Below are 24,435 nucleotides of genomic sequence, written 5' to 3'. Positions count from 1 at the left end.
CTTCGACAACAACTCGCGAACTTCCATTTCCACCAGCTCGAGCAGCTCGGCGTCATCAACCATGTCAGCCTTGTTCAGGAACACGATGATGTACGGCACGCCAACCTGGCGGCTCAGCAGAATGTGCTCACGCGTCTGCGGCATCGGGCCGTCAGCGGCCGAACACACCAGGATCGCACCGTCCATCTGCGCTGCACCCGTAATCATGTTCTTGACGTAGTCCGCGTGACCCGGGCAGTCAACGTGCGCATAGTGACGGTTCTGCGTCTCGTATTCCACGTGTGCCGTGTTGATCGTGATACCACGCGCCTTCTCTTCCGGCGCCGCATCGATCTGGTCGTAGCCGCGGGNNTCGCCCCCGAACTTCGTCGACAACACGGTCGTGATCGCCGCCGTCAACGTCGTTTTGCCGTGGTCAACGTGACCAATCGTACCCACGTTCACGTGCGGCTTGGTACGTTCAAACTTGCCTTTTGCCATGATCTCTATCCTTTGACTTTCAAGGAAACTGGGATGATTGCCGCGCCTCGTGAGATAGTCGAGACGCGGCGACGGTATTTACTTTATTTTGCCCGAGCGGCGATGACTTCGTCAGCGACGTTCTTGGGGGCTTCGGAGTAATGCTTGAATTCCATGGTGTACGTGGCACGGCCTTGCGTCAACGAACGCAAGTTCGTGGCGTAACCGAACATCTCGGCCAGAGGAACCTCTGCCTTGATGGTCTTGCCACCGCCAACCATGTCGTCCATGCCTTGGACCATGCCGCGACGCGAGGACAGATCGCCCATCACCGTACCGGCGTAGTCTTCCGGGGTCTCGACTTCAACGGCCATCATGGGCTCGAGCAGGACCGGGCTGGCCTTGCGCATGCCTTCCTTGAATGCCATCGAGCCGGCCATCTTGAACGCGTTTTCGTTCGAGTCAACATCGTGGTACGAACCGAAGAACAACGTAGCCTTCACGTCCACAACCGGATAGCCGGCCAGAATACCCGAAGGCAGCGTTTCCTGGATACCCTTGTCGACTGCCGGGATGTATTCGCGAGGAACCACACCACCCTTGATGGCGTCGACGAACTCGTAACCACCGCCAGGAGGCAGGGGCTCGAGCTTGAGCACCACGTGACCGTACTGACCGCGACCGCCCGACTGCTTGACGAACTTGCCTTCGACTTCGTCGCAGGTCTTGCGGATGGTTTCGCGGTAGGCCACTTGAGGCTTGCCGACGTTGGCTTCTACGCCGAATTCGCGCTTCATGCGGTCGACCAGAATTTCCAAGTGCAGTTCGCCCATACCGGAAATAATGGTTTGGCCGGATTCTTCGTCGCTGCGCACGCGGAACGACGGGTCTTCCTGGGCCAGGCGCGACAGGGCCAAGCCCATCTTTTCCTGGTCAGCCTTCGACTTGGGCTCAACAGCCTGCGAAATCACGGGCTCGGGGAATTCCATGCGCTCGAGCAGAATGTGGGAATCCACATCGCACAGCGTTTCGCCCGTGGTCACGTCTTTCAGACCCACCACAGCGGCGATGTCGCCCGCCAGAACTTCCTTGATTTCTTCGCGGTTGTTAGCGTGCATCTGCAGCAGACGACCGACGCGCTCTTTCTTGCCCTTGATGGGGTTGTAAACGGTGTCGCCCGACTTCAGGACGCCCGAATACACACGCACGAAGGTCAACTGACCCACGAACGGATCGCTCATCAGCTTGAATGCCAGCGCCGACAGCTTTTCGCCGTCATCAGCCTTACGCGAAACGGCATTGCCTTCGTCGTCCTGCCCATCGACCGGCGGAATGTCGATCGGGGAAGGCAGGTAGTCGATAACAGCGTCCAACATACGTTGCACGCCCTTGTTCTTGAAGGCGGTGCCGCACAGCATGGGCTGGATTTCGCCAGCGATGGTGCGTTGACGAATGGCGGTGTTGATTTCGGCTTCGTCGAGCGTGCCCGATTCGAGGTACTTGTTCATCAGTTCCTCGGTGGACTCAGCTGCGGCTTCCACCAGCTTTTCACGCCATTCATTGGCGGCGCCCTCGAGCTCAGCAGGAATGTCGACGTAGTCGAACTTCGTGCCTTGGCTGGCTTCGTCCCACACGATGGCTTTCATCTTGACCAGATCGATGACGCCCTTAAAGGTGTCTTCGGCACCGATTGGGATCACGATAGGCACAGGATTGGCACGCAGACGCGTCTTCAGTTGGTCGTAGACCTTGAAGAAGTTGGCGCCGGTACGGTCCATCTTGTTGACGAAGGCCAGACGGGGCACACCGTACTTGTTGGCTTGACGCCACACGGTTTCGGACTGCGGCTGCACGCCACCCACGGCGCAGTACACCATGCAGGCACCGTCGAGCACGCGCATGGAACGTTCGACCTCAATGGTGAAGTCCACGTGTCCCGGGGTGTCGATGATGTTGATGCGGTGCTCGGGGTAGTTGCCGGCCATGCCGCGCCAAAACGCCGTCGTAGCAGCGGACGTAATGGTGATACCACGCTCTTGTTCTTGCTCCATCCAGTCCATGGTGGCTGCGCCATCATGCACTTCGCCAATTTTGTGGTTGACGCCGGTATAGAACAGGATACGTTCAGTCGTGGTGGTTTTCCCTGCATCGATGTGCGCAGAGATACCAATGTTGCGATAGCGCTCGATCGGGGTTTTGCGGGCCATGGTGGGTTAGTCCTTAAATTACCAGCGGAAATGGCTGAAGGCCTTGTTGGCCTCGGCCATCTTGTGCGTGTCTTCGCGTTTCTTCATTGCGGCGCCGCGGCCTTCCGCAGCGTCGATCAGTTCGCCAGCCAAACGCAGATCCATCGATTTTTCGCCGCGCTTCTTGGCGGCCTCACGCAGCCAACGCATAGCCAAAGCCAGGCGGCGCACGGGGCGCACTTCAACCGGCACTTGGTAGTTGGCACCGCCCACGCGGCGGCTCTTGACTTCGACGATCGGCTTGATGTTGTTGATCGCCAGGCTGAAAACCTCGATAGGCTCTTTGCCGGTCTTGGTTTGAACTTGCTCGAGGGCACCATAGACGATGCGCTCGGCGACGGCCTTCTTGCCGTCCAGCATGACGACGTTCATGAACTTGGCGAGCTCGACGCTACCGAACTTGGGATCGGGCAGAATCTCGCGCTTGGGTACTTCGCGACGACGGGGCATGTTGCTTCCTTGTGTCTATTCAGTTGAACCGAGTCTTGTGACACGGCCATGGCCACCCAATAAGGCGACCCCTTACGTGCCGCGCACCTTCCTGATGTAGAGGCTGGCGCGGTTGCACTATTTTTGGTGGCGCTTGCGCGCGACCGGGGTACTGCTGAAACTACGGTGAATAAGGCTTTATCAGGCCTTTTTCGGGCGCTTGGCGCCGTACTTCGAGCGAGACTGCTTGCGGTCTTTAACGCCTTGCAGGTCGAGCGAACCACGGACGATGTGGTAACGCACACCCGGAAGATCCTTTACACGACCGCCACGCACCAGAACCACCGAGTGTTCCTGCAGGTTGTGGCCTTCACCGCCGATGTACGAAATGACTTCGTAACCGTTGGTCAGGCGAACCTTTGCGACTTTACGCAAAGCGGAGTTCGGCTTCTTGGGGGTGGTGGTGTACACGCGAGTGCACACGCCGCGGCGTTGCGGGCAGTTTTCGAGCGCGGGGCTCTTGCTCTTGATGATGCTGACTTCGCGCGGCTTGCGCACGAGCTGGCTAATGGTAGGCATGACCTTTGAAATCCCTTTTACGTACCACTGGTAAGTACTTGAAGTACTCGTGTCTCTGGCGGATCGCCCCTATCAGGGTCGGCTCACCAGTGAGAGGCAGTTCACGCAAAACCGCCTCAAACGTTTCTTACGTAAAAGAGCGGGTCTTGCAGACAAAACGCACAAAGGCCACCAGTCGTGGAATTGGCAAACCTTTATACGCGAATAAAGCAGTAAGCTCGTCAGCATAACCCAGAAGATGGCCTATGTCAAAGACTCCTGTGTGTCGACATGGAGCCCGATGAACGGCACGCCAAATTTACCGGCGACCATGCGACGAATTGATGACAGTTCGCGCTTACGGAGGTTTTATCGCCGGGCCGTCCCAAGATAAAAACGCCCCTCGGGGGGCAGCAAGCCGAAGGCGCAGCGTGGGGGCTTTTTTTGTTGCCGGGCCGCCCCAAAACAAAAACGCCCCCTCGGGGGGCAGCAAGCCGAAGGCGCAGCGTGGGGGCATTATTCGTCGGCCGGCGGCCCTAGAGGGCTCTAGGGGTGGGCTCGGACACGAGACCGCCAAGCAAGTACCGGTTGTTATTGATCAGCAAACAGATAACCGCTGCCATAGACGGTACGAATCGGCAGAATGACGCCTGCCAGCTCGGCTTTGCGCCGCAAGCGGCTGACGATGACGTCGATACTGCGGGAACCACCGGCTCGAGCCGTGCCGCTGCCAGCGCCATCGAGGTGCTTGTTCAACTCGGCCCGGGCGACTGCCTGCCCGGTCGCCTCCAGCAACGTGCGAACGATATGACGCTCGTTGGCGGACAACGAAATGGAGACGCCCGACGGCGCCATCAACGTCCAGTTTTGATCGCGCAGTTCCCAGCTCCCGGGGGGATTGTTGTTGTTTGTCCCCGTCGGTTCGGTCGCGTTGTCCATCGCCGCTTGATCGCGGCCGGGCAGGCGGCGACCAAGCGCCATCAGGACGCCGACGAGCTCGCGCACGTCAAACGGAGACGGCAAACACGCATCTGCACCACTTTGCAGGCAGCGCAGACGGCTTTCCACCTGGAGATTGGCCCCCAACACCACAACGCCCAGCGTTGAGGAAGTGCGCAAACGCGACACCAGGGCGTACCCGATCTCATCGAGCTCGCCAATGTCTAGGACGGCTGCGTCGTATCCCCCGCCGCCCAATTGGCCGAATAACTCGAGGGGCGTAGCGCAGCCGTGGGCGGCAATACCCGCTTGTTGCATTGCCGCAACTGATTTCCCGCAGGCAATCGAGTCGGGCATCATGATTAGGACTTTCAACTGCTTCATAGAGAACATTTTCAGGCCTACCCCGGAACTCGTGCCCCCGCAGCGGCCTGCACGCATTGATAAGAACGTCGACAGTGTGGCGCCTTATTGCACAAAACCGTAGTCAAGATTCGTCAAGTTTGCGGTACTTAACATTCTCGCTGCATTCACGCTAGCCGAAATTAGAGCAATAGTGTATCCCGCGGTATCATTCACGCTGTACGTGGGTTTATACGTACTTGGAGCGGCAATGCCCAACCGCAGAAATTAACGCAGCCAAGGGCGCTCTCAACTCGAATTCATTATGCAGATTGCCTCGCTGGAAGACGACCTGGACCAGGCCCGGCATATTCAGCAGGTTCTTGTTTCTGCTGGGTATACCTGCCATAGCTATCAGAACGGCCGCGACTTGCTGGCCGCCCTGCGTAGCCAATCCTTCGACCTTATCTTGCTCGATTGGCAAGTCCCGGACATTGCCGGCGACGAGGTTCTGAGGCATATACGCGCCACATTGGGCATGCAGGTACCCGTGATTTTCGTCACCAGCCGCACACTCGAAGAAGATCTAGTCCAAGGCTTGCAAGCCGGCGCCGACGACTATGTGGTTAAACCGCTACGTCCGGCCGAGTTGCTGGCGCGCGTAGGGGCGTTGTTACGACGCAGTCAGGCCGCCCTGCCTGTACCTGGACCGTTTTCGGTCGCGGCTTATCGTATCGATCCAACGACCCGTTCGATTTCGCTGCACGATCAATCGGTCACTCTGGCCCCGAAAGAATTCGAATTGGCGCAGTTGTTTTTCCGGAATGTGGGGCGGCTATTGTCACGCGATGTGCTTGCCGAAAGCGTGTGGAACCGCGAAATTCCTGCTACATCCCGGACGTTGGACACCCATTTGTCGAACATACGCCAAAAATTGCGGCTGCATCCCGAAAATGGGGTCCGATTGGTATCGTCATATGCGCTGGGTTATCGCCTTGAGTTGATTGACAGTAATACGAGCGCGCCCCCGGCTGCCAACTAAAGTCCGACGGGCCGCGCATCACTTCAACAGTGACAAGTATTGCCTGTCTTTCACCGGAGAACTTTCCAAATGATATGGCGCTTTATCCGCCTGCTTGCCACATGGAACGCGCTAGCGATCAGCCCATTGGCCCTGGCGCAGCCCGCGGGCGCGCTTGGCGATGATTTTGTCTATCACATCCGGTCTGGTGATACGTTGATTGACTTGGCCAATCTCTACACGCGCAACAGTGCGAACTGGACGATACTGCAACGCCACAACGCGGTCGGCGATCCACAGCGCCTGGTGATAGGTTCGGAGTTGCGGATTCCTTTTGCATTGATTCCCGAAATCCCGGCACCGACGACGGCAATGCACGTCAGTGGCCAGGCACAGGTCGACGGCGTTCCCTTGCGCGCAGGAATGTCCATCAACGAAGGCGCCACGGTAACAACGGCCTCCGACGGGTTTGTTACCTTGCAGCTATCGGATGGCACCAAAATCACCCTGCCGAGAGGGAGCGCGACGCAATTGGAACGTCTGCGCCAGTTCGAAGGAGCTGCGCTGACCGACTCGATCTTGCACGTCGAGCAAGGCGAAGTCGATTCACATGTTGCGCCGTCGGGCCAAGGGGTGGGACGATTCGAGATCCGCACGCCCGTTGCTGTCATGGGCGTGCGAGGCACTCGTTTTCGCGTACAAACAGCAAACCAGGGCGCGCGCAGCGAGGTTCTGGAAGGTAGCGTACGCGTAAAGACGTCGTCTGCTTCGAGTCAGCCCGTCGCTCTGTCCTCTGGCTATGGTGCGGCCATTGGCGCCAATGGCGCCCTCAATGTCCAGCCGCTCTTGCCCGCTCCCCAGCTTGGCCCCGCGCAACGCGCAGGTTCTGGCCAATGGACGTCTCCCTTTTCTCCGGTGCCTGGCGCCGTCGCATATCTGGTACAAGTCTCTCGTGACCCGGAAGGTCTGGAATTAACGTCGTCGAAGCAATTCGATAGCGTCGATATCCGCTTTGCTGCGCGCCGTCCGGGTACTCACTACGTAGCCGTGCGCGCGGTCGACGCAGCGGGGCTGGGGGGACGTGATGCTTACCTGGCATTTGAAGGCGCCAATGCGCTCATGTCTGCCTCGGACCTGCCGATCATGCTCAGTGACGGTGGTGTGGTCACACTGACCGACTATTGACCACCTGAGCGCCGCTCGAACCATGCCGATCAATACAGCATATGCCCGGCTCGAGCGCTCATACTTACGCCTGTTGCTCGGCATCTCATTAGTCGCGTTTACGGCGTTGCTGGGCTGGCTCAATGGGTTGGGCCGGCTCGATCAGTTGATCTACGACCGCGCGATTTCTCTGATCAATCGCCCTGCCCCTACCGATGTATTGATCGTCACGATTGACGACAGTGCCATCAGTACTTTGGGGCGCTGGCCTTGGCCGCGCTCCTTACACGCGATGTTGCTGGAGCGTCTGCAAACTGCGCGCGCAGTGGGTTTGGATATCGTGTTTTCCGAATCCAATGTGCAGCGCACGGAAGACGATCGCCTGTTGGTCAATGCCGTCCAGCGGCATGGGCGTGTTGTATTGCCTATCGTCCTGGACAACCTCGACCGTCCTACGCGCGCGGAGCTTCCCCTGGCGTCGCTTGCCCAGGCTGCTGCCGGCTTGGGTTATATCAATGTCGATCCCGACGATGACGGTGTACTCAGGCGCACCACATGGGCGCGCAACACCGGAAATCTGCCATGGCGTCAGTTTGCGCTGACCATGTTAGAGGTGGGTGGAGAGGCTGCGCAGGTACACCGTTTCTTGCAGCAATTACCGACCGACGCCACGACCTTGATTCCTTATGCAGGTCCGCCAGGACATTTTCAATCTGTGTCGTACCTGGCGGTATTGCGCGGAGAGGTTCCAGCAGAAGCAATCAAGGACAAGTACGTCATTGTCGGGGCCTGGGCGACAGGGTTGGGCGATGTATTTCCTTCGCCGGTATCGCACAACACCAGCGGCATACAGGGCGTGGAAGTGATCGCCAACCTGGTTCAGGCGGCTCGGCAAGGTTCCATATTGGTACCTGCCCAAACTTGGCAAACAGCCCTTGCCGGCGCTATTCCAGTATTACTGCTGTGCCTGGCATTACCCCGACTGTCGCCTCGTCAGGCCATTCTATGCAGTGCTGCCTTGCTGGGCGCGATTCTGGTCAGCACGATCCTCATCCTGTCTGTGTGGAACATATGGGTTCCACCTACGGCAGCACTGCTCGGCGTCGCCCTCAGCTATCCGACATGGAGCTGGCGCAGTCAGGAGGCCGCGCTGCGCTATATGAGCCGGGAAATGAAACGGCTGCGCGTCGAATATCCTCCTGTACTCGACGAAACGACTCATTCGTCTGAGCACCGTATCGGACGGTCCCTGGATCATCACGTCCATGAGCTCGACCGTACGCTGACTCACGTACGTAACTTGCGCCGTTTTGTCGCGGACGGCCTGGACGGCATGCCCGACGCTACGATGGTGATCGACAAGAAAGGCCGGTTGCAATATAGGAACCGCCCCGCAGACATGTATTTTCTGCAGCTTGGGATCCGGCTGCCCCGTATCGGACAGACTATCGCTCCAGCCCTCGAGCAGGCTTTTACCGCTCCAGCAACGCGCCAATCCGTACGCCAGGCATTACAGGCTCCGGCTGACAGCGATCACGCGCCTGACGCAACGAAGGAGCACGAAAACGCGTCCACCCGCACCAGCATCGAAGTCCGAGATCGCGCGGACCATGATCTGTTGATCCGCTGCGCCCCCATCCGCACGGCGCAAGGAGCTTATGCCGGTATGGTAGTGACGCTGAGCGACATCAGCATCATGCGCCAGGCAGAACGCCAGCGTGAGGAAACCCTGCGATTTATCTCGCACGATATGCGAGCTCCTCAAAACTCTATCTTGGCGCTCGTTGAGCTCTCAACCAAGCAACACCTGAGCGGATCCGATGCAGTTGATTCTCGCTGCGCGACGACAGAGCAGGCTGCGGACCAAACGACGCATGACAGCCAGCAAAGTACGGCGGATCATCCACATGACCAAACGCTGTCTCGCATTGCCCATCTAGCCAACCGTACACTGGGACTGGTGGATGACTTTATTCAGCTTAACCGTGCCGAATCCATGAGCATCGCTCGCGATAGACTGGATCTTGCCGCCATGCTGCACGAGATCGCCGATGATTTCTGGGCTGCCGCGCAAGCCCGTGCCATGACCGTGGAGGTACAGTCGTCTGTGCCTGTCGCATTGGCGTATGGTGACGCGCCACTCATCATGCGCGCGTTGAGTAATCTGCTGGACAACGCCATCAAATATAGTGCGGACGCAAGCACGATCCACGTAACCCTTTCGCTAGATGAGGACACGTGGGCCATGGACATCCAGGATACGGGTCCGGGCATCGCGGCCGAGGATCAAGTGCACTTATTTGAACCTTTTTTCCGCACGAAAACGGTACAAGACTCCAACACCGAAGGTTCGGGACTAGGCTTGGCCTTTGTTCATGCTGTTGCACAGCGCCACGGCGGCAGTGTTTCTCTGCATAGCGAAGTGGGCATAGGCTCTCGGTTTACGTTCCGACTGCCAGTCGGGACCGTCAGCGAAACAGATGCGTGATCACCGCGGGCTTGCCTGCGGTCACGACAAGTGTGGTGTTATAGGGTGGCTGTGCACTATTGCGTACAGTCACGGCGTATTTACCCGGACGCAACATGACGGTCTTCAGGGGCGGGGTGACGCCACGCGATACACCGTCGATCACGATCTCTCCCCATGGCCGTACATTAATGCTCACACGCACGGGAGGCGGTAAAGCAGGCGCCTTGCGTTCGGGTTTTACTGCAGCCTCCACTGACTCGGACGGTGCGACAGACTCCGTCGCATTTGTATTGGATTCGTCGCCGCTAGCCACAGCAGACTGCAGCCAGGGCAGTGGCGTCAAGTCAGGGGGACGCACTATCTGCAAGCGGGATTCTGCACCGGACGGCTCGGACACAAGGACGCGCCCGCCGCTTTCAATCGACTGCTCTCGAGAAGCTGAAGGCGGTTTTGCCGCAGACGGCGACGTTGTCTTCGCATCGAGACCATCTACCGCCAGCTCCGAGTGAGTGATGACCGGGTCTGGTCCGCCGGCCAGGCGTCCCCACCAATACACGGCCACACCCAACGTGGCGATACCCAGTAACACCGCCCGAGCCACGGCACGCAATGAAGGCCCGCGCGCAGATCCATTCGGGCTCGCCTGATCGGAGGGCTGCACCGGAGCGGCAGCTTCTGACATGGGCTCGGATGGCGGCACCAACCGGGGCAAGGCCAAGAGCTCGGCATAGGAGTGCATGGTCTGCGGCCGGTCGGCCGGATTGATTGCCAACCCGGCATCGATGGCCTGCAGAAAAGTGTCTGAGTACTTGCTGATTCCCAACGTCTGCAGCGGTTGGTGCGTATCAACCACGCGGCGCTCGGCTGCCGGCGGTGGCTGTTGCCCTGCCACCAATGAATAGGCGACAGCGCTCAGGGCGTAGATATCTGTCCAGGGCCCCCGCGGCCAATCGGCAGATTCGGTATATAGCTCAAACGGAGCGTAGCCGGGCGTCAGTGTCCGCGGCCGCGGCGTGGGTCCCGTATCTGCCGAGAGCGCCATCAAGTGCGCCCGGCCCGATTCGTCCAACCCCACTGAATGAACAGAAATGTCTCCGCAAATTCGGCCTGCCCGGTGCAATGCTTCGAGTTCGGGAATGAGCTCGGCAATGATGCGTTGAATACGCCCTTGGGGAACCCCGCCCGCAATCGTTGCCGCGATCGCGCTCAGCGGTCGATGTGCAAGTGGCGCGGCGCCGGCAAATGGGCCGCGCGGTGTCGAAAAACCCGCAGAGGAAAGCATGGAAAGCACTAAACGAGAAAGACGATCTTGTATAACAACATGTCGTTGCTAACCTGTACCTGCCCGCATATAACGCGGCGAGCGTATGGTGTTACGTTTTATAACGCCAATTATCAGATAAAAGCACTTTTTGTGCATGACAGCATGCGCTATTAACGCATACAGCGGATATTATCCGAGCATCCTCCCAGGTACCATTTCATAATCGATACGCCCGGAACAGGATGTGACGTTCCTTTTATCACCGGCATAGGCTTAATTGCTCATGAAGACTCGTGCTTTCTTGCCCATTTCGCTCTGCGTCCTGGCCCTTCTTGGCGGTTGCGCCGGGATGGGCAAGCTCAGCGAAGGCCCGCCTTCGCAAGCCGCTCAAGATGCATTAGAGCAGGTTCAACAACAGTACTCCGCAGGCCAATATGGCACCGTCATCCGTACCGTAGCGACTTCTGACGATATTGCGACGGCACCTAAATCCCTACGCATCGAAGCCTATAAATTACAGGCCTTCAGCTATTGCGTACGTAATTATGCCCAGCTTTGCGAAGAAACTTTCGTACGAATTTTGCAAATAGATTCAGATTTTACGCTGGCTCCGAACGAAGCCGGCCATCCGCAATGGGGTCCCGTCTTTACGTCAGCCCAAGCCCGGTTTAGTAAGTAATCTAACCGCGTAAAAACAAAACGGCCGCTGAATATTCAGCGGCCGTTTTACTTGGGTGCCGGCAGGCTACTTAACCTGCCGGCACTCACTGACACCAAATTCGCCGTTAGACGGCAGAATTCTCGTCACCAGCACCTGACTGCGGAGCATCGGAAGCATCGCCCGACGCACCCACCTCAGCGGCAACCGGCGCATCCTCGAAGGGGTTCGCCTGTTGCCGTGCGGCTTCGCGCTCGGCAGCTTCGAGAGCTTCCTTGTCCTTGCGGGCAATGTGGTAAGCCAGACCGGTACCTGCAGGGATCAGACGGCCAACGATGACGTTTTCCTTCAGACCGCGCAGATCGTCGCGCTTGCCCATGATGGCGGCTTCGGTCAGGACACGCGTGGTTTCCTGGAACGATGCAGCCGAAATGAACGAATCCGTCGACAGCGAAGCCTTGGTGATACCCAACAGCACGTTGTCATACGAAGCCGGACGCTTGTCTTCGGCGGTGACGCGATCATTCTCGTTCAACAACTCGGAGCGCTCGACTTGCTCGCCCGGGATGAACTCGGTGTCGCCGGCATCGACGATGTTCACACGGCGCAGCATCTGACGAACAATCACTTCGATGTGCTTGTCGTTGATCTTCACGCCCTGCAGACGGTAAACGTCCTGGACTTCGTCGACGATGTAGGTCGCCAGCTTTTCGATACCCTGCAGACGCAGGATGTCGTGCGGATCGGCCGGACCGTCAACGATCATTTCGCCCTTGTTCACCACCTGGCCATCGTGCACCAGCACCTGTTTTTCCTTGGGAATCAGGAACTCATGGCTGACGCCTTCCAGATCGGTAATGACCAGACGCTGCTTGCCCTTGGTGTCTTTACCGAACGACACGGTACCCGTGACATCGGCCAACATACCGGCATCCTTGGGTGAGCGGGCTTCGAAGAGCTCGGCCACACGCGGCAGACCGCCGGTAATGTCGCGAGTCTTTTGCGATTCCTGCGGAATACGCGCCAGCACCTCACCCACGGCAACCTGCTGACCGTCACGCACGGTGATCAGCGCGCCCACCGGGAACGAAATGTTCACCGAGTGATCGGTACCCGCGATCTTGACGTCTTCGCCATTGTCGTTGACCAGTTTGATCTGCGGACGCATGACGACTTTGCCGCCGCGCGTCTTGGGCGTGATCACAACCAGCGTGGACAGACCGGTGATTTCGTCGACCTGCTTGGCAACGGTAACGCCTTCTTCGATGTTCTCGAAGCGCACAGCGCCGCCGTACTCGGACACGATCGGACGCGTCAGCGGATCCCACGTCGCCAGACGGGTACCTGCCTTGACGGCTTCGCCATCACCGACCAATACGGTTGCACCGTACGGGATCTTGTGACGTTCGCGCTCGCGACCGTTGTCGTCGTAAATCGCCAATTCGCCCGACCGCGAGATCGCCACACGCTCGCCCTTGGCGTTGGTGACGTAACGCATGGTGCTGGCAAAACCGACCTTACCGTTGGACTTGGTTTCCACGGCGCTGGCCAGGGCCGAACGCGATGCCGCACCACCGATGTGGAACGTACGCATCGTGAGCTGCGTGCCCGGTTCACCGATGGACTGAGCAGCGATAACACCGACTGCCTCGCCCACGTTGACGTGCGAACCACGGCCCAGATCGCGGCCGTAGCAGTGCGCGCACAGACCGTGACGCGTTTCGCAGGTCAGCGGCGTACGGACTTTGACTTCGTCCACACCGATACGATCTATCAGATCGACCAGGTCTTCGTCCAGCAGCGTGCCCGCAGCGATCGCGGTTTCCTGCGTGTCAGGATTGACCACGTCAATCGCGGCAACACGGCCCAGGATACGATCGCGCAACGGTTCGATGACTTCACCGCCCTCGACCAACGCCTTCATGGAGTAGCCTTGGCTGGTGCCGCAATCGTCTTCGGTGATCACCAGATCTTGCGTGACGTCGACCAGACGGCGAGTCAGGTAACCCGAGTTTGCCGTCTTCAGTGCGGTATCGGCCAAGCCTTTACGTGCACCGTGAGTCGAGATGAAGTACTGCAGAACGTTCAGACCTTCGCGGAAGTTCGCAGTAATCGGCGTTTCGATAATCGAACCGTCCGGCTTGGCCATCAGGCCGCGCATCCCTGCCAACTGACGAATCTGGGCTGCGGAACCGCGGGCGCCCGAGTCGGCCATCATGTAGATCGAGTTGAAGGATTCCTGGCGGACTTCTTCGCCGTGACGGTTGGTCACGGGTTCGGTAGCCAGTTGCTCCATCATCGCCTTGCCGACCTTGTCGCTGGCCTTGCCCCAGATGTCCACCACGTTGTTGTAGCGTTCTTGGGACGTGACCAGACCCGACGAGTACTGCTTGTCGATTTCTTTGACTTCGCGGCTGGCTTCGGCCAGGATGCCTTCCTTGGCCTTCGGGATCAGCATGTCGCCCATGGCGATGGAAATACCACCGCGCGTGGCCAGGCGGAAACCCGATTGCATCAGCTTGTCGGCAAAGATCACCGTGTCGCGCAGGCCGCAACGGCGGAACGACTGGTTGATCAGACGCGAGATTTCTTTCTTCTTCAGTGCCTTGTTCAGCACCGTGAAGGGCAGGCCCTTGGGCAGGATCTCCGACAACAGCGCGCGGCCGACCGTCGTTTCGTGACGGCGCAGCACCGGTTGGAATTGGCCTTGGTCGTCACGTTCGTGTTCGACCAGGCGCACCGTGATACGCGTCTGCAATTCGACTTCGCCGTTATCGTAGGCACGTTGGACTTCGGCCACGTCGGTAAAGAAGATGCCTTCGCCCTTGCCGTTGATACGCTCGCGAGTCGTGTAATACAGACCCAACACGATATCCTGCGACGGCACGATCGACGGTTCGCCGTTGGCCGGGAACAGCACGTTGTTCGAAGCCAGCATCAGCGTACGCGCTTCGAGCTGGGCTTCCAGCGACAGCGGCACGTGAACAGCCATCTGGTCACCGTCGAAGTCAGCGTTGAACGCCGCGCAAACCAACGGGTGCAGTTGGATGGCTTTACCTTCGATCAGCACGGGCTCGAACGCCTGGATACCCAAACGGTGCAGCGTGGGCGCACGGTTGAGCATGACCGGGTGTTCGCGAATGACTTCTTCGAGGATGTCCCACACCACGGGCTCTTGGCTTTCGACCAATTTCTTGGCAGCCTTGATGGTCGTGGCCAGACCCATCATCTCCAGACGATTGAAGATGAAGGGCTTGAACAGCTCCAAGGCCATCAGCTTGGGCAGACCGCATTGATGCAGCTTGAGCTGCGGACCCACCACGATGACCGAACGGCCCGAGTAGTCGACGCGCTTACCCAACAGGTTTTGACGGAAACGACCGCTCTTACCCTTGATCATGTCGGCCAGCGACTTCAGCTGGCGCTTGTTGGCGCCCGTCATGGCCTTGCCGCGACGGCCGTTATCGAGCAACGAGTCGACGGCCTCTTGCAACATGCGCTTTTCGTTGCGCAGGATGATTTCCGGGGCCTTCAACTCGAGCAGACGCTTCAGACGGTTGTTGCGGTTGATGACACGGCGGTACAGATCGTTCAGATCCGAGGTCGCGAAACGGCCACCGTCCAGCGGCACCAGCGGACGCAGATCCGGCGGCAGCACCGGCAAGACTTCCATGACCATCCATTCGGCTTTGATGCCGGACTTCTGGAAGCCCTCGAGGACTTTCAGACGCTTGGAGATCTTTTTGATCTTGGCTTCGGAACTGGTGGCCTTCAGTTCGCCGCGCAGCGTTTCGACTTCGCGATCGATATCGATGGTGCGCAGCAATTCGCGCACGGCTTCCGCACCCATCAGGGCGCTGAAGTCGTCACCGTATTCTTCGGTCTTGGCCAGGAAGTCATCGTCCGACATGATCTGGCCGCGCTTGAGCGGCGTCATGCCAGGTTCGATCACGCACCAGGCTTCGAAGTACAGCACGCGCTCGATGTCGCGCAACGTCATGTCGAGCACCATACCCAGGCGCGACGGCAGGCTCTTCAGGAACCAGATGTGCGCAACCGGGCTGGCCAGCTCGATGTGACCCATGCGCTCACGGCGCACTTTGGCCACGGTGACTTCGACGCCGCACTTTTCGCAGATAACGCCGCGATGCTTCAGACGCTTGTACTTGCCGCACAAGCATTCGTAGTCTTTGATCGGGCCAAAGATCTTCGAGCAGAACAGGCCATCGCGCTCAGGCTTGAACGTACGATAGTTGATCGTTTCGGGCTTACGGACTTCACCGTAAGACCACGAACGGATTTTCTCGGGCGACGCGATGCCGATCTTGATGGCATCAAACTGCTCGTCTTGCGAGACTTGCTTGAATAGGTCGAGTAGCGCTTTCATTAGTTACGCTCCAAATCCATGTCCAGGGCCAACGAGCGGATTTCCTTGACCAGCACGTTGAACGATTCCGGCATACCGGCATCGATGACGTGGTCGCCCTTGACAATGTTTTCGTATACCTTGGTGCGGCCCGTGATGTCGTCGGACTTCACCGTCAGCATTTCTTGCAGGGTGTAGGCGGCGCCGTAGGCTTCCAGCGCCCACACTTCCATTTCCCCGAAACGCTGGCCACCGAACTGCGCCTTACCACCCAGCGGCTGCTGAGTCACCAGCGAGTACGGACCGGTCGAACGCGCGTGCATCTTGTCGTCGACCAAGTGGTGCAGCTTCAGGTAGTGCATGTAGCCCACAGTCACCGGACGCTCGAATTGCTCGCCGGTACGGCCGTCAACCAGCCATGCCTGAGTACGAGAATCCGTCAGCTTCATGCGCTTGGCAACGTCATCGGGGTACGCCAATTCCAGCATCGTGGTGATTTCTTCTTCGGTCGCACCGTCGAACACCGGCGTTGCGAACGGCACGCCGTTCTTGAGGTTGCGCGCCAACTCCATGACTTCGTCATCGGTCAGGGTGTCGATGTGTGCGCTGGTACCGGTGGTGTTGTACACCTTGTCCAGATACTGACGCACGTTCTGCACCTGAGCCGTACGCTCGTCACGCAGCATGTCGGCAATGCGATGGCCCACACCCTTGGCAGCCCAGCCCAAGTGAACTTCGAGCACCTGCCCGACGTTCATCCGGGACGGCACGCCCAGCGGGTTCAGCACGATGTCGGCAGGCGTACCGTCGGCCATGTGCGGCATGTCTTCGACCGGGGTGATACGCGAGACCACACCCTTGTTACCGTGACGGCCGGCCATCTTGTCGCCAGGCTGCAGACGACGCTTGACGGCCAGGTAGACCTTGATCATCTTGAGCACGCCCGGGGGCAATTCGTCGCCTTGCGTGAGCTTCTTGCGCTTTTCTTCGAAAGCCAGATCGAATTGATGGCGCTTTTGCTCGAGCGATTCCTTGGCTTGCTCCAGCACGACAGCGTGGGGCTCATCGGCCAGACGGATGTCGAACCATTGCCAACGGTCCAGATCAGCCAAGTATTCCTTGGTAATGGCGGCGCCCTTGGCGAGCTTGCGCGGACCGCCGTTGACGGTCTTGCCGATCAACAGCTTTTCGATACGATCGAACTGGTCGTTTTCAACGATGCGCAGCTGGTCGTTCAGGTCTTGGCGATAACGGCGCAATTCATCATCGATGATGGACTGGGCGCGCTTGTCGCGCACGATGCCTTCACGCGTAAACACCTGGACGTCGATCACCGTGCCGACCATGCCCGAGGGCACGCGCAGCGAGGTGTCTTTCACGTCGGACGCTTTTTCACCAAAGATGGCGCGCAGCAGTTTTTCTTCCGGCGTCAGTTGGGTCTCGCCCTTGGGCGTGACTTTACCGACCAGCACGTCATCGGCCGTGACTTCGGCGCCGATATAAACGATGCCGGAATCATCCAGGCGATTCAACTGGGTTTCGGCCAGGTTGCTGATGTCGCGGGTGATTTCCTCAGGTCCGAGCTTCGTGTCACGAGCAACAACCGTCAGTTCTTCGATGTGAACCGAGGTGTAGCGATCATCTGCCACGACCTTTTCGGAGATCAAGATCGAGTCTTCGAAGTTGTAGCCGTTCCAGGGCATGAACGCGATCAGCATGTTCTGACCCAGAGCCAATTCGCCCAGGTCGGTCGATGCGCCGTCGGCCAGCACGTCACCCTTGGCAACCTTGTCGCCGCGAGCCACGATAGGACGCTGGTTGATATTGGTGTTCTGGTTGGAACGGGTGTACTTGATCAGGTTGTAGATGTCGACACCGACTTCGCCAACGACGTTTTCGTCGTCGTTGACGCGAATCACGACACGCTCGGCGTCAACGTGGTCGACCACACCGCCACGCAGGGCCTGCACGGTCGTGCCCGAGTCGACAGCCACCGTACGCTCGATCCCGGTACCCACCACGGGTTTTTCGGGACGCAAGCAAGGCACGGCCTGACGTTGCATGTTGGCGCCCATCAATGCACGGTTGGCGTCATCGTGTTCCAGGAACGGAATCAGCGATGCAGCGACCGACACGATCTGCGACGGCGCAACGTCCATGTAGTGCACGTTGGCGGGAGCCGTCAACATGGTTTCACCGGCTTCGCGGCAAGCCACCAGATCGTCGATAAAGCGGCCTTCGTCGTCGAGCGCGGCGTTAGCCTGCGCGATCACGTAGTTGCTTTCTTCGATCGCGGACAGGTAGTCGATCTGGTCGCTGACCTTGCCGTCGATGATCTTGCGATAAGGCGTTTCCAGGAAGCCGTACTCGTTCAGACGAGCGTACAGCGCCATGGAGTTGATCAGACCGATGTTCGGGCCTTCCGGCGTTTCGATCGGGCACACACGGCCATAGTGCGTGGGGTGCACGTCACGGACTTCGAAGCCCGCGCGTTCGCGCGTCAGACCGCCCGGGCCCAGAGCGGAAACACGACGCTTGTGCGTGATTTCCGACAAGGGGTTGGTCTGATCCATGAACTGCGACAGCTGGCTGGAACCGAAGAACTCCTTGATGGCGGCCGAGATCGGCTTGGAGTTGATCAGGTCGTGCGGCATCAGGTTTTCGGTCTCGGCCTGGCCCAGACGTTCCTTGACGGCACGCTCGACACGCACCAGACCGGCGCGGAATTGGTTTTCGGCCAATTCGCCGACGCAACGCACACGGCGGTTGCCCAAGTGATCGATGTCATCGATCTGGCCACGGCCGTTACGCAGCTCGACCAACACCTTGATGGTTTCAAGAATGTCTTCGTTGGTCAGCGTCATGGGACCGGTGATGTCCTCGCCACGGCCCAGACGGCTGTTGACCTTCATGCGGCCAACGCGCGACAGATCGTAGGTTTCTTCGCTGTAGAACAGACGCTGGAACAAGGCCTCGACGGCGTCCTCGGTGGGAGGTTCGCCAGGACGCATCATGCGATAGATCGCCACACGCGCGGCCATCTGGTCGGCGGTTTCGTCGGTACGCAGCGTTTGCGAGATGTACGGACCACGATCCAGGTCGTTGGTGTACAGCGCCTGGAAATCCAGGACATTGGCCGCACGCAATGCGCTCAGCACGCTTTCGGTGATCTCGTCGTTGGCATGTGCCACGACCTCACCGGTATCGGCGTCGACGATGTTCTTGGCCAGCACGCGGCCATACAGGAATTCTTCGGGCACGGAAATGCGCTGGATGCCGGCGGCAGCCATGTCGCGCAAATGCTTGGCGTTGATGCGCTTGTCTTTTTCGACGATCACGGTGCCGTCACGGCTCGTGATATCGAAGCGCGCCATTTCGCCTTTCCAACGCTCGGGCACGAACTCAATCATGCCGCCTTCGCTCTTCAACTCGAAATTGTCAAAGTCGAAGAAGTGCGCCAGGATCGATTCCGGCGTCATGCCGATGGCCTTGAGCAGAATCGTCACGGGCATCTTGCGGCGACGGTCGACACGGAAGAACAAGACGTCCTTCGGATCGAATTCGAAGTCGAGCCACGAACCGCGGTAAGGAATCACGCGGGCCGAGAACAGCAATTTGCCGGAGCTGTGTGTCTTGCCGCGATCATGCTCGAAGAACACGCCGGGCGAACGGTGCAGCTGCGAAACGATGACACGCTCGGTGCCGTTGATGACGAAAGAACCCGTGCCCGTCATGAGCGGAATTTCGCCCATGTAGACTTCTTGTTCTTTGACTTCTTTTATGGTTGGCTTGCTGACTTCGCGATCCAGCAGCACCAGGCGTACCTTGGCACGCAATGGTGAAGCATAGGTCAGACCGCGCTGTTGGCATTCCTTGACGTCGAACACCGGCTCGCCGAGCACGTAGCTGACGAATTCCAAGCGCGCCATTCCGTTATGGCTGACAATCGGGAAAATCGACGAAAACGCCGCCTGCAGACCGTCGCTGTCGCGCTCGGATGGAACGGTGTCCGCCTGCAGGAAAGTTAGGTAGGATTGAAGCTGAGTCGCCAGCAGAAAAGGAACGTTTTGAACGTCTTCACGCTTAGCGAAGCTTTTGCGGATGCGCTTTTTTTCGGTGTACGAGTAAGGCATGAGCACTCCGACTCGAGGGGTTGCATGGGCCGTCAACCACGGCCCCAGGTGATACGACTCCAGAAAACCCCTCTGTAAAGGGCACCCTGCCAGCAGGGGTTTCCTGGAAACGCAAAAGCCCGGGGACGGCAAACTGCGCTGTCCCCGGGCAGTTGACGCAAGGTTTTACTTGACTTCGACCTTGGCGCCAGCTTCTTCCAGCTTCTTCTTGGCGGCTTCGGCGTCAGCCTTGGCAACGCCTTCCTTGACGGGCTTCGGAGCGCCGTCGACCAGGTCTTTGGCTTCCTTCAGACCCAGGCCGGTCAATTCACGGACGGCCTTGATGACGCTCACCTTGTTGGCGCCGGCTTCAGTCAGCACAACGGTGAATTCGGTTTGCTCTTCAGCAGCGGCAGCAGCGCCACCAGCAGCGGGAGCAGCCACAGCCACAGCGGCGGCAGCAGCCGACACGCCAAACTTCTCTTCCATTTCCTTGATCAGCTCGGACAGTTCGAGCACGGTCATGCCAGCGATGGCGTCAAGGATTTCAGCTTTGTTAAGTGCCATTTTTCAGAACTCCAAAATTGGATAAATGCCAGGTTGGTTGTCGCTCGGTCGTTCAGCGAGTTCCGTAAGGGGAGGCTTACGCCGCCGCCTTTTGATCGCGCACAGCGGCGAGGCCACGGGCGAACTTGGTCGGAACTTCGTTGAGCGTACGCACGAATTGCGCGATCGGGGCTTGCATGGTGCCCAGCAGTTTCGAGAGCAACTCTTCGCGCGAAGGCATGGTGGCCAAAGCCTTCACGCCTTCTTGGTTCAGCAAGTTGTTGGGCAATGCGCCCGCCTTGATGACCAGCTTGTCGTTGCTTTTCGCGAAACCAGCGAGGACCTTGGCCGCCGATACCGGATCTTCGCTGATGCCATAGATCAGCGGACCGGTCAGCTGTTCGGACAACGGCTCGAAAGCCGTGCCGGTAACAGCACGACGGGCCAGCGTGTTTTTCAGAACACGCAGGTAAACGCCCGATTCACGCGCAGTTTTGCGCAGTACGGTGACAGAGGCGACGTCCAGACCACGATACTCGGCGATAACAATCGATTGGGCCTTGGCAACAGCGGCCGAGACTTCCTCGATTACTACCGCTTTCTCTTGACGATTGAGACTCACGGTTTGAACACTCCATCAAAAGACGCCTGGGGCCTTATGGCCTTACGCGTCAACCGAATGCGGCGCCTGGTTGAGTTCTTCGGGTAAAGAAATCTTCCGGGGGACGCCGTCTACGCTGGATCCAGACTCGTTAGCTCTGGGATTAAGCGGGACATCGACGGTACAACTGTCGTGCCCTGCTCCAGCGGTCTTTGACAGCAGCATCCAGCAAAATGCCGGATGCGGCCCAAAGTACGTTATGCCAGCAGCGATTAGGCTGCGAGCGAAGCTACTTCTACGCGAGCACCGCCGCCCATGGTGGACGAAACGGCAACTTTACGCAGATAAATACCCTTGGCGGCAGCGGGGCGAGCCTTTTGCAGGGCGTCGACCAGAGCGGCCAAGTTGGTTTGCAACTGTTCCACGCCAAACGAGGCGCGGCCAATGGTGGCATGAATGATGCCAGCCTTGTCGGTGCGGTACTGAACCTGACCGGCCTTGGCGTTTTTCACGGCGGTGGCGACATCAGGCGTCACGGTGCCGACCTTGGGGTTGGGCATCAAGCCACGGGGACCCAGGACTTGGCCCAGGGCGCCCACGACACGCATCGTGTCGGGCGAAGCGATGACCACGTCGAAATCGATCTGGCCACCTTTGATGCGCTCGGCCAGGTCGTCCAGGCCAACGATGTCAGCGCCAGCAGCGCGGGCGGCTTCGGCCTTGTCGCCTTGGGCGAACACGGCGACGCGCACGGACTTGCCGGTGCCAGCGGGCAATACCACCGAACCACGTACCAATTGGTCCGATTTTTTGGGGTCAATACCCAACTGAACAGCCACGTCGATGGACTCATCGAACTTGGCAGTAGCAGTTTCCTTGACCAGGGTCAGGGCTTCGCTGACGGGGTACAACTTGGTGCGATCGATCTTTTGAGCGATGGCAGCGGCGCGTTTGGACAGTTTTGCCATGATTAGACCCCTTCAACCGTGATGCCCATGCTGCGGGCGCTACCAGCGATCGTGCGAACGCGGGCATCCAGGTCGGCCGCGGTCAGATCGGGTTCTTTGGTCTTGGCGATTTCTTCAGCTTGGGCGCGCGTCAGCGTACCGACCTTGTCGGTATGCGGTTTGGCCGAGCCCTTTTGAACGCCAGCAGCCTTCTTGATGAGGACCGTCGCAGGCGGGGTCTTCATGATGAAGGTGAAGCTCTTGTCGGCGAAAGCGGTGATCACCACCGGAATCGGCAGACCGGGCTCCATGCCTTGGGTCTTGGCGTTGAACGCCTTGCAGAATTCCATGATGTTCAGGCCGCGCTGACCCAGAGCCGGGCCAATCGGGGGGGAGGGGTTAGCCTTACCAGCCGGGACTTGCAGCTTGATAAAGCCGACGATCTTCTTCGCCATGCTTTGCTCCTTACGGGTTCAAACGCCTGCCACCATTGGCGACGGGCTCCCCGGGGTTAAAAATCAGGTCTTTTCGACCTGGCTGAAATCGAGTTCGACAGGTGTCGCGCGGCCGAAAATAGTGACGGACACACGGACCTTGCTCTTTTCGTAGTTGACTTCTTCGACGTTGCCGTTGAAGTCCGCAAACGGACCTTCTTTCACGCGAACCATCTCGCCAACCTCGAACAGGATCTTGGGGCGGGGTTTCTCGACGCCCTCTTCCATCTGGGAGAGGATCTTTTCGACTTCTTTTTCAGAAATCGGCGTGGGACGATTGCCCGAGCCACCCAAAAACCCGGTGACGCGGTTGGTGTTCTTCACCAAGTGCCAGGTTTCGTCAGTGAGGTCCATCTCGACCAGGACATAGCCCGGGAAAATGCGACGCTCGGTGATCGATTTCTGACCACCTTTGACTTCGACGACTTCTTCCGAAGGCACCAAGATACGACCAAACGACGTCTGCAAAGCCGCGCGCTCAATGCGCTCGTTCAGGGCTTTGTGGACGCTTTTTTCCATGCCTGAATACACATGGACGACATACCAGCGCTTACTCATTTGGCGTCCTTATTTCCAGCCCAGCAATAGGCCGTAGAGTATCCATTCGATGCCCTTGTCGAGCACCCACATCAACAAGCCCATCACCGCGACAAAGGCAAACACGATGCCTGTCATCTGGGTGGTTTCCTTGCGCGAAGGCCAGGTAACCCGTTTGGCTTCGTTGAATGACTCGCTGGCGAAACTGAGGGTGCGGCGACCAGGTTCACTGAACCAGGTGATCACAGCGGCGATCACCAATCCCCCGACAAATACGCCGATACGGGCGACCATAGGCTGTGCACTCAGCACCGAGAAGCCCACGATGCCAGCAATGATAACGAGAACAGCCAACCCAAGCTTGATGCGGTCGGCGGTACTGGTTACGGTTTCTACGCTGGTATTAGACATTTTGCGACGCGAGCCGGCCGTAATGCGCGACTGGCGGTGATCTCCCGGCGGATTTAAGAGCGAGCGGGGTTAAAACAAACAGGGCCAAGTTGGTCACGAATGACTGCAAACGTGGCAGGGGCAGTAGGAATCGAACCTACAACCTTCGGTTTTGGAGACCGACGCTCTGCCAATTGAGCTATACCCCTATACTCTTGCGAGTGATGCATGGCAACCTGCGGAACCATACATAGTACTACTTTTTTGACAAACATGGGAAGCGGGCCCAAAAGGGCCAGCTTCCCGGTACCAACTACTACGTACTGCGGGCCTTAGGCGATGATCTTGGCGACGACGCCAGCGCCGACGGTACGGCCGCCTTCACGGATAGCGAAGCGCAGACCTTCTTCCATGGCGATCGGAGCCAGCAGCTTGACGGTCATCGACACGTTGTCGCCCGGCAACACCATTTCCTTGTCCTTGGGCAGGTCGATCGAGCCGGTCACGTCCGTCGTACGGAAGTAGAACTGCGGACGATAGCCGTTGAAGAACGGCGTGTGACGGCCACCTTCTTCCTTGGACAGAATGTACACCTCAGCGGTGAACTCGGTGTGCGGCGTGATCGAACCCGGCTTGGCCAACACTTGGCCACGCTCGACGTCTTCACGCTTGGTGCCGCGCAACAGAATACCCACGTTGTCGCCCGCTTGACCTTGGTCCAGCAGCTTGCGGAACATTTCCACGCCCGTGCACGTCGTCTTCACCGTCGGCTTGATGCCCACGATTTCGATTTCTTCGCCGACTTTGACAATACCGCGCTCTACGCGACCCGTCACCACCGTGCCACGACCCGAGATCGAGAACACGTCTTCCACAGGCATCAGGAACGCAC

General features: G+C 58.7%; 19 protein-coding genes, 1 tRNA gene and 1 pseudogene. 4 read left to right on the top strand and 17 right to left on the bottom strand.

Going from position 1 to position 24,435, the window contains the following annotated elements; translation table 11 throughout:
• The 6 genes and pseudogenes from ACNA0J_RS22155 to ACNA0J_RS22130 form a co-directional block, all read right to left on the bottom strand.
• A pseudogene (locus tag ACNA0J_RS22155) lies at positions 1-350 on the bottom strand (GTP-binding protein); the annotation flags it as partial.
• 2 nt (positions 351-352) lie between these two features.
• The coding region (locus tag ACNA0J_RS22150) for a GTP-binding protein (protein WP_236585750.1) at positions 353-480 on the bottom strand (128 nt) is incomplete at its 3' end.
• Positions 481-563: 83 nt separating this feature from the next.
• Entirely contained in the window at positions 564-2,666 is a 2,103-nt protein-coding gene (gene fusA, locus ACNA0J_RS22145; RefSeq protein WP_415821048.1) for an elongation factor G, read from the bottom strand.
• An 18-nt stretch (positions 2,667-2,684) separates the two neighbouring features.
• Positions 2,685-3,155, bottom strand: coding sequence for a 30S ribosomal protein S7 (gene rpsG, locus ACNA0J_RS22140; RefSeq protein ID WP_050450091.1), 471 nt, complete (start codon positions 3,153-3,155; stop codon positions 2,685-2,687).
• Positions 3,156-3,335: 180 nt separating this feature from the next.
• Positions 3,336-3,713, bottom strand: a complete 378-nt coding sequence (gene rpsL, locus ACNA0J_RS22135; protein ID WP_025513351.1) for a 30S ribosomal protein S12 — start codon at positions 3,711-3,713, stop codon at positions 3,336-3,338.
• Positions 3,714-4,283: 570 nt separating this feature from the next.
• Positions 4,284-5,015, bottom strand: coding sequence for a response regulator transcription factor (locus tag ACNA0J_RS22130; protein WP_415821047.1), 732 nt, complete (start codon positions 5,013-5,015; stop codon positions 4,284-4,286).
• Between the two features lie 283 nt (positions 5,016-5,298).
• Here ACNA0J_RS22130 and ACNA0J_RS22125 point away from each other — a divergent pair, with 283 nt between their 5' ends.
• The 3 genes from ACNA0J_RS22125 to ACNA0J_RS22115 all read left to right on the top strand — a co-directional run bounded on the left by ACNA0J_RS22125 (position 5,299) and on the right by ACNA0J_RS22115 (position 9,646).
• The gene (locus tag ACNA0J_RS22125; RefSeq protein ID WP_415821046.1) at positions 5,299-6,015 is read left to right on the top strand and encodes a response regulator transcription factor; all 717 of its coding nucleotides are present in this window, start codon (positions 5,299-5,301) and stop codon (positions 6,013-6,015) included.
• 69 nt (positions 6,016-6,084) lie between these two features.
• The gene (locus ACNA0J_RS22120; protein WP_415821045.1) at positions 6,085-7,179 is read left to right on the top strand and encodes a FecR family protein; all 1,095 of its coding nucleotides are present in this window, start codon (positions 6,085-6,087) and stop codon (positions 7,177-7,179) included.
• Positions 7,180-7,201: 22 nt separating this feature from the next.
• Complete coding sequence (locus tag ACNA0J_RS22115; protein WP_415821044.1) at positions 7,202-9,646, top strand: CHASE2 domain-containing protein; 2,445 nt, start codon at positions 7,202-7,204, stop codon at positions 9,644-9,646.
• Here the strand turns inward: ACNA0J_RS22115 and ACNA0J_RS22110 are convergent.
• Positions 9,627-10,910, bottom strand: coding sequence for a serine/threonine-protein kinase (locus ACNA0J_RS22110; protein WP_415821043.1), 1,284 nt, complete (start codon positions 10,908-10,910; stop codon positions 9,627-9,629). The two genes, ACNA0J_RS22115 and ACNA0J_RS22110, sit on opposite strands and share 20 nt — an antisense overlap.
• A gap of 265 nt (positions 10,911-11,175) precedes the next feature.
• On the opposite strand from ACNA0J_RS22110, the gene ACNA0J_RS22105 reads away from it, so the two are divergent.
• Positions 11,176-11,571 carry a TssQ family T6SS-associated lipoprotein gene (locus tag ACNA0J_RS22105; protein WP_415821042.1) on the top strand — a complete coding sequence of 132 codons (396 nt, stop codon included), beginning with the start codon at positions 11,176-11,178 and terminating at the stop codon, positions 11,569-11,571.
• Positions 11,572-11,677: 106 nt separating this feature from the next.
• On the opposite strand, the gene rpoC is transcribed toward ACNA0J_RS22105, so the two are convergent.
• The 10 genes from rpoC to ACNA0J_RS22055 all read right to left on the bottom strand — a co-directional run.
• Positions 11,678-15,937 carry a DNA-directed RNA polymerase subunit beta' gene (rpoC, locus tag ACNA0J_RS22100; protein ID WP_415821041.1) on the bottom strand — a complete coding sequence of 1,420 codons (4,260 nt, stop codon included), beginning with the start codon at positions 15,935-15,937 and terminating at the stop codon, positions 11,678-11,680.
• Positions 15,937-20,049 (bottom strand): DNA-directed RNA polymerase subunit beta, encoded by a 4,113-nt coding sequence (gene rpoB / locus ACNA0J_RS22095; protein ID WP_415821040.1) that lies wholly within the window; start codon positions 20,047-20,049, stop codon positions 15,937-15,939. The genes rpoC and rpoB overlap by 1 nt, the downstream gene beginning before the upstream one ends.
• A 165-nt stretch (positions 20,050-20,214) precedes the next feature.
• Positions 20,215-20,595, bottom strand: a complete 381-nt coding sequence (rplL, locus tag ACNA0J_RS22090) for a 50S ribosomal protein L7/L12 (protein ID WP_415821039.1) — start codon at positions 20,593-20,595, stop codon at positions 20,215-20,217.
• A gap of 76 nt (positions 20,596-20,671) precedes the next feature.
• Positions 20,672-21,196, bottom strand: coding sequence for a 50S ribosomal protein L10 (rplJ, locus tag ACNA0J_RS22085; RefSeq protein ID WP_415821038.1), 525 nt, complete (start codon positions 21,194-21,196; stop codon positions 20,672-20,674).
• A gap of 251 nt (positions 21,197-21,447) precedes the next feature.
• Positions 21,448-22,143 (bottom strand): 50S ribosomal protein L1, encoded by a 696-nt coding sequence (gene rplA / locus ACNA0J_RS22080; RefSeq protein ID WP_415821037.1) that lies wholly within the window; start codon positions 22,141-22,143, stop codon positions 21,448-21,450.
• 2 nt (positions 22,144-22,145) lie between these two features.
• A complete protein-coding gene (gene rplK / locus ACNA0J_RS22075) occupies positions 22,146-22,577 on the bottom strand; it encodes a 50S ribosomal protein L11 (protein ID WP_415821036.1) in 432 nt (143 codons plus the stop codon).
• Positions 22,578-22,640: 63 nt separating this feature from the next.
• Positions 22,641-23,174, bottom strand: a complete 534-nt coding sequence (nusG, locus tag ACNA0J_RS22070; protein ID WP_056571943.1) for a transcription termination/antitermination protein NusG — start codon at positions 23,172-23,174, stop codon at positions 22,641-22,643.
• 9 nt (positions 23,175-23,183) lie between these two features.
• Positions 23,184-23,564, bottom strand: coding sequence for a preprotein translocase subunit SecE (gene secE / locus ACNA0J_RS22065; protein ID WP_415821035.1), 381 nt, complete (start codon positions 23,562-23,564; stop codon positions 23,184-23,186).
• A gap of 112 nt (positions 23,565-23,676) precedes the next feature.
• A tRNA-Trp gene (locus ACNA0J_RS22060) sits at positions 23,677-23,752 on the bottom strand.
• Positions 23,753-23,875: 123 nt separating this feature from the next.
• Positions 23,876-24,435, bottom strand: a 560-nt coding sequence (locus tag ACNA0J_RS22055) for an EF-Tu C-terminal domain-related protein (protein ID WP_415821034.1), incomplete at its 5' end; no start/stop codon positions are given.

The sequence above is a fragment of the Bordetella tumbae genome (assembly GCF_965139195.1).
Taxonomy (GTDB): Bacteria; Pseudomonadota; Gammaproteobacteria; order Burkholderiales; family Burkholderiaceae_B; genus Bordetella_A; species Bordetella_A tumbae.
The sequence above is the reverse complement of the archived record's forward strand: the minus strand, read 5'-3'. Positions and strand labels throughout refer to the sequence as shown.

Excerpts from the sequence above, each read along its gene's own strand:
- rplA (WP_415821037.1), bottom strand. The coding sequence starts at position 22,143 with ATGGCAAAACTGTCCAAACGCGCCGCTGCCATCGCTCAAAAGATCGAT.
- ACNA0J_RS22105 (WP_415821042.1), top strand. The coding sequence starts at position 11,176 with ATGAAGACTCGTGCTTTCTTGCCCATTTCGCTCTGCGTCCTGGCCCTT.
- fusA (WP_415821048.1), bottom strand. The coding sequence starts at position 2,666 with ATGGCCCGCAAAACCCCGATCGAGCGCTATCGCAACATTGGTATCTCT.
- ACNA0J_RS22110 (WP_415821043.1), bottom strand. The coding sequence starts at position 10,910 with ATGCTTTCCTCTGCGGGTTTTTCGACACCGCGCGGCCCATTTGCCGGC.
- rpoC (WP_415821041.1), bottom strand. The coding sequence starts at position 15,937 with ATGAAAGCGCTACTCGACCTATTCAAGCAAGTCTCGCAAGACGAGCAG.
- rpsL (WP_025513351.1), bottom strand. The coding sequence starts at position 3,713 with ATGCCTACCATTAGCCAGCTCGTGCGCAAGCCGCGCGAAGTCAGCATC.
- ACNA0J_RS22125 (WP_415821046.1), top strand. The coding sequence starts at position 5,299 with ATGCAGATTGCCTCGCTGGAAGACGACCTGGACCAGGCCCGGCATATT.
- rpoB (WP_415821040.1), bottom strand. The coding sequence starts at position 20,049 with ATGCCTTACTCGTACACCGAAAAAAAGCGCATCCGCAAAAGCTTCGCT.
- nusG (WP_056571943.1), bottom strand. The coding sequence starts at position 23,174 with ATGAGTAAGCGCTGGTATGTCGTCCATGTGTATTCAGGCATGGAAAAA.
- secE (WP_415821035.1), bottom strand. The coding sequence starts at position 23,564 with ATGTCTAATACCAGCGTAGAAACCGTAACCAGTACCGCCGACCGCATC.
- ACNA0J_RS22130 (WP_415821047.1), bottom strand. The coding sequence starts at position 5,015 with ATGAAGCAGTTGAAAGTCCTAATCATGATGCCCGACTCGATTGCCTGC.
- ACNA0J_RS22120 (WP_415821045.1), top strand. The coding sequence starts at position 6,085 with ATGATATGGCGCTTTATCCGCCTGCTTGCCACATGGAACGCGCTAGCG.
- rpsG (WP_050450091.1), bottom strand. The coding sequence starts at position 3,155 with ATGCCCCGTCGTCGCGAAGTACCCAAGCGCGAGATTCTGCCCGATCCC.
- rplL (WP_415821039.1), bottom strand. The coding sequence starts at position 20,595 with ATGGCACTTAACAAAGCTGAAATCCTTGACGCCATCGCTGGCATGACC.
- rplK (WP_415821036.1), bottom strand. The coding sequence starts at position 22,577 with ATGGCGAAGAAGATCGTCGGCTTTATCAAGCTGCAAGTCCCGGCTGGT.
- ACNA0J_RS22115 (WP_415821044.1), top strand. The coding sequence starts at position 7,202 with ATGCCGATCAATACAGCATATGCCCGGCTCGAGCGCTCATACTTACGC.